This is a genomic window from Emticicia agri (assembly GCF_004168285.1).
GTDB classification, from domain to species: Bacteria; Bacteroidota; Bacteroidia; order Cytophagales; family Spirosomataceae; genus Emticicia; species Emticicia agri.
Genome location: NZ_SEWF01000011.1, coordinates 1 through 14,190, shown reverse-complemented (window position 1 = coordinate 14,190; position 14,190 = coordinate 1). Strand labels below are relative to the sequence as shown.

General features: G+C 39.2%; 14 protein-coding genes. 6 read left to right on the top strand and 8 right to left on the bottom strand.

The window, feature by feature from the left end; translation table 11 throughout:
- Positions 1-422 precede the first annotated feature (422 nt).
- On the top strand, positions 423-2,054 hold the full coding sequence (locus tag EWM59_RS09385; RefSeq protein ID WP_130020712.1) for an N-acyl-D-amino-acid deacylase family protein: 1,632 nt from the start codon (positions 423-425) through the stop codon (positions 2,052-2,054).
- Here the strand turns inward: EWM59_RS09385 and EWM59_RS09380 are convergent.
- On the bottom strand, positions 2,032-2,577 hold the full coding sequence (locus EWM59_RS09380; RefSeq protein WP_130020711.1) for a YqgE/AlgH family protein: 546 nt from the start codon (positions 2,575-2,577) through the stop codon (positions 2,032-2,034). The genes EWM59_RS09385 and EWM59_RS09380 overlap by 23 nt on opposite strands.
- A gap of 209 nt (positions 2,578-2,786) precedes the next feature.
- Here EWM59_RS09380 and EWM59_RS09375 point away from each other — a divergent pair, with 209 nt between their 5' ends.
- The 4 genes from EWM59_RS09375 (at position 2,787) to EWM59_RS09360 (ending at position 5,600) form a co-directional block, all read left to right on the top strand.
- Positions 2,787-3,296 (top strand): HNH endonuclease, encoded by a 510-nt coding sequence (locus EWM59_RS09375; protein WP_130020710.1) that lies wholly within the window; start codon positions 2,787-2,789, stop codon positions 3,294-3,296.
- 113 nt (positions 3,297-3,409) lie between these two features.
- Positions 3,410-3,964, top strand: a complete 555-nt coding sequence (locus EWM59_RS09370; RefSeq protein ID WP_130020709.1) for a YeeE/YedE family protein — start codon at positions 3,410-3,412, stop codon at positions 3,962-3,964.
- 10 nt (positions 3,965-3,974) lie between these two features.
- The gene (locus EWM59_RS09365; protein WP_130020708.1) at positions 3,975-4,466 is read left to right on the top strand and encodes a DUF6691 family protein; all 492 of its coding nucleotides are present in this window, start codon (positions 3,975-3,977) and stop codon (positions 4,464-4,466) included.
- Positions 4,467-4,577: 111 nt separating this feature from the next.
- Positions 4,578-5,600: a DUF6807 domain-containing protein gene (locus EWM59_RS09360; RefSeq protein WP_130020707.1), complete on the top strand. Its 1,023-nt coding sequence runs from the start codon at positions 4,578-4,580 to the stop codon at positions 5,598-5,600.
- Between the two features lie 254 nt (positions 5,601-5,854).
- On the opposite strand, the gene EWM59_RS09355 is transcribed toward EWM59_RS09360, so the two are convergent.
- Positions 5,855-6,862 carry a dipeptide epimerase gene (locus tag EWM59_RS09355; RefSeq protein ID WP_130020706.1) on the bottom strand — a complete coding sequence of 336 codons (1,008 nt, stop codon included), beginning with the start codon at positions 6,860-6,862 and terminating at the stop codon, positions 5,855-5,857.
- 90 nt (positions 6,863-6,952) lie between these two features.
- The gene (locus EWM59_RS09350; RefSeq protein ID WP_130020705.1) at positions 6,953-7,660 is read right to left on the bottom strand and encodes a 2-phosphosulfolactate phosphatase; all 708 of its coding nucleotides are present in this window, start codon (positions 7,658-7,660) and stop codon (positions 6,953-6,955) included.
- Positions 7,661-7,798: 138 nt separating this feature from the next.
- Here EWM59_RS09350 and EWM59_RS09345 point away from each other — a divergent pair, with 138 nt between their 5' ends.
- Entirely contained in the window at positions 7,799-8,293 is a 495-nt protein-coding gene (locus EWM59_RS09345) for a dihydrofolate reductase (RefSeq protein ID WP_130020704.1), read from the top strand.
- A gap of 96 nt (positions 8,294-8,389) precedes the next feature.
- On the opposite strand, the gene hemB is transcribed toward EWM59_RS09345, so the two are convergent.
- The 5 genes from hemB to purD form a co-directional block, all read right to left on the bottom strand.
- Complete coding sequence (gene hemB / locus EWM59_RS09340) at positions 8,390-9,361, bottom strand: porphobilinogen synthase (protein WP_207219961.1); 972 nt, start codon at positions 9,359-9,361, stop codon at positions 8,390-8,392.
- Positions 9,362-9,388: 27 nt separating this feature from the next.
- The gene (locus tag EWM59_RS09335) at positions 9,389-10,018 is read right to left on the bottom strand and encodes an LON peptidase substrate-binding domain-containing protein (protein WP_130020702.1); all 630 of its coding nucleotides are present in this window, start codon (positions 10,016-10,018) and stop codon (positions 9,389-9,391) included.
- Between the two features lie 100 nt (positions 10,019-10,118).
- Positions 10,119-10,598, bottom strand: coding sequence for a gliding motility lipoprotein GldH (locus tag EWM59_RS09330; protein WP_130020701.1), 480 nt, complete (start codon positions 10,596-10,598; stop codon positions 10,119-10,121).
- 30 nt (positions 10,599-10,628) lie between these two features.
- Positions 10,629-12,479: a PSP1 domain-containing protein gene (locus EWM59_RS09325; protein WP_130020700.1), complete on the bottom strand. Its 1,851-nt coding sequence runs from the start codon at positions 12,477-12,479 to the stop codon at positions 10,629-10,631.
- Between the two features lie 293 nt (positions 12,480-12,772).
- Positions 12,773-14,071 carry a phosphoribosylamine--glycine ligase gene (gene purD, locus EWM59_RS09320; RefSeq protein ID WP_130020699.1) on the bottom strand — a complete coding sequence of 433 codons (1,299 nt, stop codon included), beginning with the start codon at positions 14,069-14,071 and terminating at the stop codon, positions 12,773-12,775.
- Positions 14,072-14,190: the final 119 nt, after the last annotated feature.

Genomic DNA, 14,190 nt, shown 5'->3' with positions numbered 1-14,190 from the left:
TGTACGGCCGACTATCAAGATTCAAGAAAAAAACATTCTTTGAAATTTATATTCGGAAACAGTTTTGGCTAAAGCCAATTAGGGTGATTAATTTACTGTTACCCCATTTGAAAATGGGGGCTATTAAATGAAAAAGCTCGCTAATTCAATTGCCTCCAGCTTTAGCTGGGGGTAAAATAAATTATATTACCTAATTGGCTTTAGCCAAAACTGTTTCCGAATATAAATTTTAAAGAATGCTTATTGCGTGATTCCTAATAAGTCGTCCTAAGTAAAGAAAATACGGTTATTTTCTTAGATAGCGACCGCAGACCGTTTCTATTCGCTGTCATGTGAAATTTGTTAACTTGATATAGGCTAAAGATAGTAATTAATCTCCGAATTTGTATCTTAGTAGCACTAAACCAAATACCTGAAACTGTATGAACTTCATCAATCAACTAAAATCATTTTCTTCTCAATTACAACAAGCAGGCTTACTGCTAATAGCTCTTTTTCTTTATTCCGAAGCAAATGCCCAGCAATACGATGTCATTATCAAAAACGGAAGAATTGTAGATGGTTCGGGAAATCCCTGGTACATTGCTGATATAGCTATTAAAGGTGGAAAAATAGCAGGTATAGGCATGTTTCAGGCCAATGAAGCAAAGCAGATAATTGATGCAAAAAACCAGATTGTTTGTCCGGGTTTTATTGATGTACATACGCACGTAGAAGACGGCATCAGGACTGTATCAACGGCTGATAATTTTATACATGATGGCGTTACGAGTGTAATTACAGGTAACTGTGGTTCATCAGAGGTTAATCTTGCCAGGTTTTTTGACGAATTGAAACAAATGCAGATAAGTGTCAATTTAGGTTCATTGATTGGGCATAATTCTGTGAGAAGATATGTGATGATGAATGTTTTTCGTGACCCTACTACACAGGAACAACAAAAAATGGAAGCTCTGGTAGAACAGGCCATGAAAGATGGGGCAGTGGGACTGGCAACCGGATTGATTTATATACCGGGCACTTACTCTAAAACTCCCGAAGTAGTAGGATTAGCCAAAGCCGCATCAAAATTCGGAGGGATTTATGCTTCACATATTCGTGATGAAGGAGTGAAGGTAAAAGATGCCATCGAAGAAGCTATTAATATTGGGCGGGAAGCGCATATTCCGGTAGAGATTTCTCATTTCAAGATTTCGAGCAAGCCACTTTGGGGACAGAGTGATATGACAATCGGGATTGTAGAAAAAGCCCGGCTAGAAGGCATTGACGTAAATGTTGACCAGTATCCCTATACAGCCAGTAGCACCAATATGGGAACGATGCTTCCCTCATGGGCATTGGCAGACGGTGATTCGATGGTACACGTTCGCCTGACAAACCCCGAAACAAGGAAGAAAATCAGAGAAGAAATGATAAAAGGTGTAAAAGCCGACAAAAGAAAAAATTACGATTATGCCTTTGTAGCCAGATACAGAGCCGATTCGACCTTGAATGGCAAGAATGTAAGCGAAATAAACAAATTGCTGGGCAGAAAGAGCAATTTAGCCACAGAAGCAGATTTGATTATGGATATGGTTGATAAGGGCGGCGCACAAATGGTATTTCATAAAATGAGTGAAGACGATGTAGCTAAAATATTACGATACCCCAATACCATGATAGCCTCAGACGCAGGGGTGATTCAGTTTAACAGAAATATGCCACATCCTCGTGGCTATGGTTCTAATGCCCGTGTATTAGGCAGATACGTACGTGAGAAACAAGTGCTTACGCTGGAAGATGCCGTACGCCGTATGACCTCTTTGCCTGCGCAAAGATTCAAGATAGAAGACAGAGGCTTAATCAGAACCGGATTTGCCGCCGATATAGTTATTTTTGATGAAAATAAAATAACAGATAAGGCCACTTACGAAAAACCTCATGCGTATTCAGAAGGGATTGATTACGTATTGGTCAATGGCACACCCGTATTAGAAAACGGCAAACACACAGGCAAAAAGCCCGGTGCAATTATCTATGGTAAAGGGAAACTTAGTTCAACCGAGGGTCAGTAGGGTAGTTGGATAATACCTTGTATTCGCCGCCCATTCTTTTTAATATAGCTCGCCAGAACTGGTCGGCAGGAGTATCGAAAATAAAATGAGCATCGGTTTCTGAAACTATCCACGAATTACGGTTCATTTCATCAGCTAATTGCCCTGCCGACCAGCCTGAATAGCCAATAAACAGCCGAATATCTTTTTCGGAAACCTTGCCTATATTTATCAGGGTTTTTATATTTTCAAAATCCCCCGACCAATAAATACCATTGCCAATATCTACGGCTCCTTCAATCTGATTGCCTAAGCGATGGATAAAATGTAGTGTATTCTGTTCAACAGGGCCGCCAATAAACAATGGAAGCTCGCCGTACACATTTTCTATTACATCATCTAAATGCAGGTTGGTTGTCTGATTCAGTACTAATCCGAACGAACCCTGTGCATTATGCTCACACAACAGCACAACACTTCGCTCAAAATTAGGGTCACCTAAAAAAGGTTCAGCAATTAATAATTTCCCTTTTCCCGCCTTCATATTTTTCAGATATTTTTAATGTTTTAGCTCCGTTTTCTTCATTAACGGCTATTGTATCAACGATGTTTCAGCCCTTATATAATGGCTCTACAAAATAGAGGTTTTCAAAATAATGAAAAAACAATTTCTTAAAAAACTTCTGTTGGAAATGTAAAAGTTTTCAATTAAATTGCCTTGCAAATATGTAAACCGCTAATCTTAAATGTTTTATGGGCAGGAAAGTTTTAGTTTTAAATGCCGATTATAGTGCATTAAGTATTTGTACCGTTCCGAAAGCTTTTGCATTAGTTTATCTCGACAAAGCCGAGTTAGTATCTGACTCCCAGAAAGGCTATCTCCGAACAATAGACACTACTTACCCGCTCCCCTCAGTAATACGTCTCCATCGCTATGTAAGTTTACCTTTTAAAGGTGTCATGCTCAGTAGGCAGAATGTATTCAGGCGGGACGGGAACAAATGTGTATATTGCGGAAGCCACGAAGACCTCACACTTGACCACCTCACCCCGAAATCTAAGGGAGGAAAAACAAACTGGGATAATTTAGTAACTGCTTGTCGCCGCTGCAACTCCAAAAAAGGCGACCTATCCCCCGAAGAAGCAAAACTCTCTCTCTCTCGAAAACCTTACAAACCATCTTTTATTATGTTCCTACGGGATTTTGCAGGCTCTATAGAAGAGAACTGGGTGCCGTTTCTGGGAATAAAAGAGCGAACGTAATGGTTAGAATAGATAGCTGCGAGCAAGCAAGGAATTTATTTCCTGAAACTTACGTTAGATAGTCTATAAATTTAGTAGATTATTTGTAGGTTTGTAAATAAACACTTGATAACATGCTCGAACTTCTCAAACAACCTTGGCATTGGTCAGTAGCCGGTGTCATTATTGGCCTCTTCGTCCCTTTACTATTAATAGTGGGCAACAAAACGTTCGGAATTTCTTCATCTATGCGGCATATCTGTGCGGCTATTTTTCCGGCAAATATTTCATACTTTAAATACAACTGGAAAGCAGAAAGCTGGAATTTAGTTTTTGTAGCAGGAGTACTTATAGGGGGTTGGGTAGGCGCTCATGTATTCAAAAATCCCGAACCTATTGCCATAGCTGATAGCACAAAATCCTACCTGCAATCTATCGGTATTCAGGAGTTTGGAGCATTAGTCCCTACCGACTTATTCAGTTGGGAAAATCTCTTTACCTTTCGTGGGTTCATCTTTATTGTATTCGGGGGATTTCTGGTAGGCTTTGGCACACGCTATGCCGGAGGGTGCACTTCAGGGCATTCTATCATGGGTTTATCCAATCTGCAATTGCCATCGTTAATTGCCACTATCTGTTTTATGGCAGGTGGCTCTATTGTTACCTGGTTAGTAATTCCTTACTTATAATTAAAAAAACATGAAAGCGATAAAAGACATAGATGTATTAGATTTTGAAACCCAGAATTTAGCCGATTCGCCGACAGAACAAAGAACAGCAGGCGGTTTGCTGAAATACCTGATCTTAGGTATCGGATTCGGAATCGTATTAGTAAAAGCAGAGGTTATTTCTTGGTTCCGTATTCAGGAAATGTTTCGTTTAGAATCTTTTCACATGTACGGAGTTATTGGTACAGCCGTAGTAGTAGGAGTTATTTCAGTGCAAATCATCAAGCGTTTCAAAATTAAAAGCCTGGGAGGCGAACCAATTAGGTTAGATGATAAGCCATTCAGTAAAGGGCAGATTTTTGGCGGCTTACTATTCGGATTCGGCTGGGCATTAACAGGGGCGTGTCCGGGCCCTATTTATGCGCAGATAGGCATAGGCGTTACGGTTTTTATTGTAACACTATTAAGCGCATTAGCCGGAACATGGTTTTATGGCTTAATCAGGAATAAATTGCCTCATTAACAATTGTTCTTATTTAAAGTCAAAAAAATATAATAAAAAGCTAATATATCGGTAGAGAGATTATAAAATCATGCTTTACTTTGCTTATTCATTTTTCAATCCGATAAACTCATGAAAAAATTAGTTCTGTTATTATTATTATGTCCTGCGATAATTTTCGCACAAAACAAAGAAGTGAAATTAGTCAGAGACGATGCCAATAAAAAAGTAAATGTATTAATAGACGGCAAGCCTTTTACTTCTTACTTTTATCCGGGGCCTGATGTGCTTAAAAAAGCTGTATTATATCCTGTTTACACGTCTAAAGGCACACTTATTACCCGTGGCTGGCCGCTTGACCCACGTCCGGGTGAAAGAGTTGACCATCCGCACCATGTGGGTATCTGGTTGAATTATGAAGATGTAAACGGCCATGATTTCTGGAATAACTCTCTTACTCCGCCAAGTGCGAAAGGAACTTACGGTACAATTGTACATACAGGTATCAAATCGGTGAAATCAGGCAAAAAAGGTTTATTGGTAGTTACTGCCGATTGGCTGGATAAAGAGGGCAAACTGATGTTGACAGAAGAAACTACCTATACTTTTCAGGGTTCAGCTAACCAACGTATCATTGACAGAACTACTACTTTGACTGCTGCCGATAAAGAAGTGGTATTTAAAGACGTGAAAGATGGTCTTTTTGCCATTCGTTTAGCCAGAGAGTTAGAACACCCGTCTAACAAGCCCGAAGTATTTACAGATGCCAGTGGTGTTGCCACAAAAGTACCTGTTTTAGACAATAAGGGTATTGTAGGGAGCTACCGCAACAAAGAAGGTATAGAAGGTGAAGATACCTGGGCCAAACGCTCGGAGTGGATAAACCTGAGAGGACAGATAGGTGATGAGAAAATCTCGGTAGCGATAATTGACCACCCTAAAAACCCTGGTTATCCTGCTTACTGGCATTCACGTGGCTATGGTCTTTTTTCGGTAAATCCATTGGGTCAGAAAGTTTTCTCTAATGGTAAAGAGACTTTGAATCTGACTTTAGCACCTAAGCAATCCACTACTTTCCGTTACCGTGTAGTAGTAACCTCAGGCGAAGTTTCAGACGATACCATGAACAAGTTGACGACTGATTTTGGGAAGTGATGAATTTATCGGGCATTGTAATACCAAATTTTTCCTGAATAAATTCGGGGACTAATGTAACAAAGTGGACGCCGTGCGGGTAATGTCATCATACATAAGCGGACTTAAGCGACCGACGCCCGGTCCGCATCACAATTAAAATTATTCCTTTGTTTTCTTAGACGGCGACTTCAGTCGCTGTTACTCGAAGAGTTCAATAAAAAAGGTGCACTGGAATCTTTCAGAGCACCTTCTCTATTTATGCCAAAGCCTTATTACAACAAAGCCCCGGTACCATTCACATTCGGAAAGATGGGTTTGCCTTTGTCTAAATAAACTCCGGTAGCAGGGTCGTTAGAGATAAGAATAGAACCGTCCATATCTACATAATCTAATAACGGCAATAATTGCCCGATGGCCGAAATACCAATGCTTGTTTCGGTCATACAACCGCACATCACTTTCATGCCCAGGGTTCTTGCTTCGACAATCATTCTGCGGGCAGGAGTCAAACCTCCACATTTCGCTAACTTCACATTTACGCCGTGGAATCTTCCGAAACATTTTTTTACATCTTCTTCAATAATACAACTTTCATCGGCTATCAGAGGCAGTACCGAGTGTTTCATTACCTCTTCCATCTGGGCATAAGCACCTTTTTCCATCGGTTGCTCAATAAACTCTACATTTAGTTTGCTGAATTCAATTGAGTTTTTAATGGTTTCTTCTACACCCCAGGCACAATTGGCATCTACTCTGAAAAGCGCATCTGTATGTTTACGCAATTCCTTAACAATCTCTACATCGTGGTCGGTACCTAATTTAATTTTATAGATAGGAAAATCAAATTCCTGCATTTTCGATACCATTTTTTCGATGGTATCAATACCGATGGTATAATTAGAATAAGGAATTTTGTCTATGGAAAGACCCCATAGCTTATATAAGGGTTGTCCCTGTTTCTTGCCCCATAAGTCCCATGCGGCCATATCTAAGGCACAATGGGCAAAAGGATTCTCTTTCAGATATGGATACATTAAAGCCCAGAAATCTTCAGGGTTTTGCAGGTCGTAGTTTTCAATGATTGACTGGTATTCGGCTAACTTATCTCTCATTCCCTCGGCTGTTACACCATAGTAGGGGATAGGCGTAGCTTCGCCATAGCCGCTGTGCTCACCGTCTTGTAGCTCTACAATAAACGCATCAATATCGTCACGTGAGCCATGTGCAATGGTAAAAGTGTGCCGCATTTGCAGCTTCAGGATATGAAATTTTAGTTTCATTGATGAGTGTTTTAAAGAAATTAGTGATTGAGTGAATGTGTGATTGAGTGATTAACGTAGTATTTAAATCTTCATTCATTTCAATCAAATCTATAAATTTACTAATTCGTTGCCACGTAGAATGGGTACTACGTCGTATAAGTCTTTTTGTAAGCAATAGGCAATATCTTTGTGGATACCTAAGTTTTGCAGGCGACGAATGTGCGACGAATTAGCCAGATAACCAATTAAATCGTCTTTGGCTTGTTTATAAAGGCGTAGCGACATAATGGCGCTATCTTCCGGTACGAAATATTCATCTTCCAATGCTTCTATTAATGCTCCTGCAAATAAGGTGTCTTCAATGTTTACACGTCCTTTCCAGCCTGCACATAGTACCAACACATCATAAGGTTGTGTTTTCAGGTAATTTACGATGGCATTCAGGTTTAAAAATGCACCTGCCAGAACTTTTACCGCTGAGGCCTTTGCTTTGGCAATAGAATAAGTACCATTGGTAGTAGTCATGGCAATTTTTTCACCAATCAAGCTTTCGCTCATATAGCTGAATGGTGAGTTGTCTAATTCAAAGCCTTCTACTTTTCTGGCATTTCTTTCAGCAGCAGCAATATAGCCCATTTCCTGAAGTTTCTTACATTCTTCTACTGTCTCAACAGGAATAATGCTTTTTACGCCATAAGCAAAACCTGTAATCATACACGAAGTAGCACGGAAAATATCTGCTATAATAACTATTGAATTGTCGATACTATGGAGATGTAATAAATCGGGTGTCAGGCAAACGTCAATATTTTTCATTCAATGGTTGAGAAAAAAAATCAGATGAACTCTATGGGTTATCTGAATAATCTTTGAGACTAAATTTTGGCAAAGATGCCAAAAAATGCTGTAAAAGCCTATTAAAAACGCTAAATTGCGGCCATAAAAAACAGGAAAATGATTTCGATAATAGTAGCAGTAGCTGAAAATGGTGCCATTGGAAAAGACAACCGATTACTATGGAGACTTTCGGACGATTTGAAGCAGTTTAAGGCTTTGACAAGCAACCATGCGGTACTCATGGGTAGAAAAACTTTTGAGTCGATTGGTAAGCCTTTGCCTAACCGAATCAATATTGTGATTACAAGACAGGAGAAAATTTCTGATGATGCATCTGTATTAATAGCTGATTCTATTGAAAAAGCCATTGAAATAGCTAAAGAAGTAAAAGGAAAGGAAGAGATTTTTATTATTGGTGGCGGAAATATCTATGAACAATCTTTAGCTATCACAGATAAAATTTATCTGACAGAAGTAAAGGTAAATATAAACGGTGATACATTTTTTCCGAAACTGGGTGAAGATGAATGGAAAGAGATTTCTCGCAAATCATACCAGAAAAATGAGAAGAATGACCACGATTTTGATATTGTGGAGTTGGTGAGGAGATAATAAAAAATGTAGGGGAACTCCATTCGGGGGTCAAATTTTGACCCCCGAATGGAGTTCCCCTACCGAGAAATATAAATGTCTAAAGTGCCAATAGTTTTACGCCTTTAATTGCGCAAATTCCTTGGCAAAATAGCTTAATATCACTTTAGCACCTGCCCGTTTGATACTTAGCAATAACTCGTACATAGCTTTTTGTCCGTCAATCCAGCCGTTCTGAGAGGCCGCTTTAATCATAGCATATTCACCCGAAACGTTGTAGGCAGCTATGGGCAGTGGAAAATTATCAGACAAAGTTTTGATAACATCGAGGTATGAAAATGCCGGTTTTACCATCAGGAAATCTGCCCCTTCTTCCATGTCTAATTGCCCTTCTATCAAAGCCTCTTTTACATTCGCAGGATTCATCTGATAAGTTTTTTTATCGCCAAATTTAGGAGCGGAATCTAATGCATCACGGAAGGGGCCATAGAAGGCGCTGGCGTATTTAGCCGAATAAGACATGATGCTTATTTCGCTAAAGCCTTCATCATCTAATAATTCACGAATATAACCAACACGTCCATCCATCATATCTGACGGCCCTAAGATGTCTGCTCCGGCACGGGCTTGTGCTAAGGCCATTTTGCCCAATACATCAAGGGTTTCATCATTCAGAATTTTCCCGTTTTCTACAATCCCATCATGCCCGTCGCTGCTATAAGGGTCTAAGGCAATATCGGTCATCAGGGCTAAATCGGGGAATTTATTTTTAATTTCGCTGAGTGCTTTCAGGTAAAGTGTACCTGATTTATAGCTTTCAGTGGCATATTTATCCTTTTTTGATTCAGGATAATTCGGGAATAAGCAGATAGATTTAATACCTAAGTCGGTTACTTCTTTGAGTTCTTCTAAAAGGGTATCTAAAGAAAAACGATAGATATTAGGCATTGATTTAATTTCACTTCTGATGTGGGTGCCTTCCATCACAAACATCGGAAAGATAAAGTCATTGACCGAAAGTGTGGTTTCCTGTACTAAATCTCTGATAGCAGCACTTTTGCGGTTTCTTCGTGGGCGGTGAATAAGCATGATTTATGTAGTAAAATTGTACTTCTGTTAAAAATTTAAGGCGTCGAACTCCTTGAAATGACCATTCATAGCAATACGGTCTTTGGTGCGTTCTACTTCTGAAACAATAGGCAGGATTCGCTCCAGATGAGCAATCAGGATTTTCTGGCGTTGTATTTCAGAAGCTACAGTCAATAATTCATATTCTTCATTGACTGAAAGACCAATTTTATGAGCTACCCGATAACTAAAAGGCTGGTAATCGGGTTTGTTATAATCTACTTTTATTTTCAACAATACATAAAGCCTGTCAATAAGGCTCAACAAAAACGGATTTACTGCCTCATTCAAATCGTCATTGTCAATAAATTCTACCTCACCCCCTGCATAGAGTTTGTTATCTATCGGGTTCTGAAAGTCTGTAATTCTGAAAATCCTTAATCCTTTGGTCTTTATATCCATCCGGCCATCACCATACCGCTTAGAAAGCTGAGTAATGTGTACCTCTGTTCCATAGCCTGCCAGTTTATTGTTTACAAAGGTAGGAATACCAAAAGTTGTCTGATTATCAAGGCACTCATTAATAAGTTCTTTGTAACGAGGCTCAAAGATATGGAGATTCAGATCTTCATGAGGAAAGACTACCAGATTCAGCGGAAAAAGAGGTAAAAAACTCATAGAAATCCAGGTTTGGTATGTATAGTATACATTTAAGAGTATATTCAGATTAGCTCACACAGTTTCTTGAATATACTCTTAAATAACCCGGATTTTGGCCTTATTGTTTCGGTGGCAAAGGTTTTTCAACGCTTAAACCAATCGACATAATGAAAGGTAGAGGGTCTTGCCGCATATATTGTTGTAGCTTTATGGTATATTTTCCTTTTTTAGGGAATTTATATCCACGGCTCGAAAGTACCTTGCTATCCCATATATCTCCTAAGCCTTTGCCTAAGGGTTTTCCTGTTTTGGGTTCAAATAAAATAATCTGCTTCAGTTCTTTATTGATTAGTTTATTATCAGGTCCGTAAATGTAACGGGTAACATACAGATTATTATAAGGGTATTGCGAGGCATTTCTGACTAACAGGTAAATGTCATAAGGAATAGTTTCGTCTTTTACCTCAAATGTAAAAGCCGGAACATCTTTGACATACCAGTTGGTATCTTTAAAGTCTATAAACGACTTGTAAATAGCATTGCTATCGCAAGCCAGCACAGTGAAACAAAGAAAGATGCCTGAAATAAGTTTTTTCATTAAGCAAATATATTTTCAAATTCAAACTTATCAGCCGGGCTGATTTGATTCATTGTTTTTATTGTTATTCTGAGGGTTATTCTTTGGCTGACTTGGCTTATTTCCTCCCTGGTTTTGTTGTTTATTGGGATTATTGCCCTGATTATTTTGTTGAGGCTTATTCCCACCGTTACCCTGATTACTCGGATTATTCTGCTGTTTATTCGGATTACCGCCCTGATTATTCTGTTGAGGCTTATTCCCACCATTCCCCTGATTATTCGGGTTATTCTGTTGCTTATTCTGATTACCCTTCTGATTACCGCCCTGATTCGGTTGATTTCCTTTCTGGTTATTCGCCTGATTATTGGGGTTTCCTCCTGGATTCGGTTGATTCCCCTTCTGGTTATTTCCTTGGTTATTCGGATTCCCTCCCTGATTCGGTTGATTTACCTTCTGGGTATTTTGGTTTCCGCCTTGATTATTCGGGTTGTTCTGCTGCTGTTTGTTCGGATTCCCCCCTTGATTGTTCTGTTGAGGTTTAACCTGATTATTTGGGTTATTATTCTGCTGTTTGTTAGGGTTACCTCCCTGATTATTGCTTTGTTGTTTAGCTTGTTGCTGATTGTTTTTATTCTGTCCCTGATTTGCCTGCTTCTGATTAGCGTTTTGACTGTTTTGGTTATTCTGAACAGCATTAGCAGGCTTCGGATTATTATTCTGGTTTTTTGCCTCTGATTTCTGCTCTTTATTTGAAAACTGTTGAGGCTTTTTACCTTTATCGGTATATTTTTTATCCAGACGATCTAAATCTGAATTTCTTGGCGTGTTTTTATCGGAAACAGTAGTATCAAGCAGATTCAAATCATCGAGCGAAGTAGGCATAATACCTTTTTCATTCATTTTCATGATTTCAACCACTTTATGAATCGGCAACGAATGCCAGTTAATATCATTATTGTAGCTGAACCACATAATACGACGGAAGATGTCGGTCTTCTGTAGAATAGCAATCCCTTTTTCGGTTTTCAAGGGTTTTTCAACCGTTGGAATATCACTTAAGGCATCAAGATACGTCTCTAATTCGTAGTTAAGACAGCATTTCAGACGGCCGCATTGCCCTGAAAGCTTGGCAGGATTCAAAGAAAGATTCTGATAACGAGCCGCAGAAGTAGGAATGGCTCTGAAATCAGTCAACCAGGTTGAGCAGCATAATTCTCTGCCGCAAGAACCTATACCGCCTATACGGGCAGCTTCCTGACGAAGACTGATTTGCTTCATTTCAACCCGAATTTTAAATTCGGCCGCCAGTAATTTAATTAATTCACGGAAGTCAACTCTATCATCTGCCGAGTAGTAGAAAGTAGCTTTTGTATTATCTGACTGAAACTCTACATCAGATACTTTCATCTGCAATTTTAATTCTTTCGAAATCTCACGTACCCTATACATGGTAGGTAAGTCGCGGGCAATGGCTTGCTGATGCTTTTCAAGGTCTTTCTCGTGAGTTACCCGTAAAATTTTTTTAATGGTATCGTCATCCTGAATGCCTTTTTTTATCATCTGCAAACGAACTAACTCGCCCTGCAAAGAAACACTACCAATATGGAAACCTGTCTGCATTTCGCAAACCACAAAGTCGCCTGTATAAAGTTCAAGGTTATTGGTATTCCTGAAATACTCTTTTCTACCTCCTTTAAACTTTACTTCTACCATATTGTAACGCATACTTGTTGGCACTTCCATGTTAGAAAGCCAATCGTAAGCGTTCATTTTATTACATCCGCCTGTCGAACAGCCGCCCGATGAGCAACCTGCCACAGTTTTATGATTCGATTTTTCGGTTCTATCTAAGGCCTTTACTGCACCGCAGCCACCTGATGAACATTGTCCACAGCCCATATCCTCTGTATATATAGTTTATAGTTGGTTAAGAGTGATGGAAGTAAATGGTGAATTAGCGAATTGCGAATTAGTGAATTATTTGTTGCAGTGCATTAAATCTGCTCAATCAATAATCCTATCTTAATCAAAAACTAATTCAAATCATCATTTACAAACATCTTTTATTTATACAGATACAGGCAAAAGGCTTAGAGTAATACTATTTCTTTAACTCATTAAGAGGTGCTATTGTTATTGCTGAGGGACAACCCAATTCAAATATCATCTATATATAATAAGTCTGAAATCTCTTACTCTTCTTCTTTCAAAAACTTTAAAAGGTCTTTGCCTATATCTTTTCTGTAATATCTGCCGTCAAATATAATATTTTTTGCTAATCGTTGCGATTTCTGACGGGCAGAATTTAAGGTGCGAGCCATACCTACAGATACAATTACTCGTCCACCATTAGTTAATACACTATTGTCATCACCCGGTTTTGTGCCGGCATGAAAAATAATCGTGTCTTTTTCAGCTTCCGGTATCTGCATCAAATCACCTTTTCTGTAATCTTCAGGATACCCCTTTGCTACCACTACGGTTGCAATAGCTGCCTTCGGACTCAGCGAAAGTTTAATTTTATCAAGTTTACCTTCGGCGGTTGCTTTCATCAGTTTTACCATATCAGTTTTTATTCTTGGTAAAACTACTTCCGTTTCAGGGTCTCCCATACGTGCGTTGTACTCAATCACATAAGGTTCTCCGTTTACATTCATTAGTCCAACGAAAATAAAACCTACATATTTGATTCCTTCGGCCTGTAAGCCTGTTAAAGTAGGTTTCACTACACGTTCTTCTACTTTTTGTAAAAAGGCTTCATCGGCAAATGGTACAGGAGAAACAGCCCCCATACCTCCGGTATTAAGCCCTTTATCACCCTCGCCAATACGTTTGTAATCTTTTGCTTCGGGTAAAATTTTGTAGTTTTTACCGTCTGATAACACAAATACCGATAACTCAATGCCACTCAGGTATTGCTCTATCAGTACTTTGCTGCTTGCATCACCAAATTTGGCTTCGGCCAGCATTTCGTGCAGGCTTTGTTGGGCCTCTTTCAAGCTCTCGGCAATAATTACCCCTTTACCTGCGGCTAAACCGTCGGCTTTTAATACAATGGGTAACGATTGTTTTTCTAAATAGGCCAGTCCTTCGGCAAGCGTATCTTTTGTGAAAGTCTGAGAAGCCGCTGTCGGAATACCATATTTTTGCATAAAGTTCTTGGAGAAATCTTTGCTGCCTTCTAATTGGGCACCTGCCGCATCAGGCCCTACAATTTTTATTTTTTTAAGACTTTTATCTTTTTTGAAAAAATCAACAATGCCTTTTACAAGCGGGTCTTCCGGCCCAACAATCACCATTTCGATACTATGCTCTTTTACGGCTTGGGCAATTCCTGCAAAATCGCTTACGGCAATCGGTAAATTGGTGGCTAATGTTGCGGTACCTGCATTACCCGGTGCAACAAAAAGCTGCGTACAGTTTTTAGATTGAGAAATCTTCCAGGCAAATGCGTGCTCACGACCACCAGAGCCAATAATCAAAATGTTCATTTAGTCTAAAATTAGCGTTTCAAAGGGGCAAAGGTCGGAAGTTTTTTGGAAAAGAAAAAAATGCTTGCAGAAAATGGTAAATCTATCTGCTAAAATTCAAACTTATTGTCCTGTTTTAC

What these genes read in the sequence shown, in the direction of transcription:
- EWM59_RS09350 (WP_130020705.1), bottom strand. Translation starts at nt 7,660, where the DNA reads ATGAAAAATATTGACGTTTGCCTGACACCCGATTTATTACATCTCCAT.
- EWM59_RS09385 (WP_130020712.1), top strand. Translation starts at nt 423, where the DNA reads ATGAACTTCATCAATCAACTAAAATCATTTTCTTCTCAATTACAACAA.
- purD (WP_130020699.1), bottom strand. Translation starts at nt 14,071, where the DNA reads ATGAACATTTTGATTATTGGCTCTGGTGGTCGTGAGCACGCATTTGCC.
- EWM59_RS09375 (WP_130020710.1), top strand. Translation starts at nt 2,787, where the DNA reads ATGGGCAGGAAAGTTTTAGTTTTAAATGCCGATTATAGTGCATTAAGT.
- EWM59_RS09355 (WP_130020706.1), bottom strand. Translation starts at nt 6,862, where the DNA reads ATGAAACTAAAATTTCATATCCTGAAGCTGCAAATGCGGCACACTTTT.
- EWM59_RS09370 (WP_130020709.1), top strand. Translation starts at nt 3,410, where the DNA reads ATGCTCGAACTTCTCAAACAACCTTGGCATTGGTCAGTAGCCGGTGTC.
- EWM59_RS09335 (WP_130020702.1), bottom strand. Translation starts at nt 10,018, where the DNA reads ATGAGTTTTTTACCTCTTTTTCCGCTGAATCTGGTAGTCTTTCCTCAT.
- EWM59_RS09380 (WP_130020711.1), bottom strand. Translation starts at nt 2,577, where the DNA reads ATGAAGGCGGGAAAAGGGAAATTATTAATTGCTGAACCTTTTTTAGGT.
- hemB (WP_207219961.1), bottom strand. Translation starts at nt 9,361, where the DNA reads ATGCTTATTCACCGCCCACGAAGAAACCGCAAAAGTGCTGCTATCAGA.
- EWM59_RS09345 (WP_130020704.1), top strand. Translation starts at nt 7,799, where the DNA reads ATGATTTCGATAATAGTAGCAGTAGCTGAAAATGGTGCCATTGGAAAA.
- EWM59_RS09325 (WP_130020700.1), bottom strand. Translation starts at nt 12,479, where the DNA reads ATGGGCTGTGGACAATGTTCATCAGGTGGCTGCGGTGCAGTAAAGGCC.
- EWM59_RS09365 (WP_130020708.1), top strand. Translation starts at nt 3,975, where the DNA reads ATGAAAGCGATAAAAGACATAGATGTATTAGATTTTGAAACCCAGAAT.
- EWM59_RS09360 (WP_130020707.1), top strand. Translation starts at nt 4,578, where the DNA reads ATGAAAAAATTAGTTCTGTTATTATTATTATGTCCTGCGATAATTTTC.
- EWM59_RS09330 (WP_130020701.1), bottom strand. Translation starts at nt 10,598, where the DNA reads ATGAAAAAACTTATTTCAGGCATCTTTCTTTGTTTCACTGTGCTGGCT.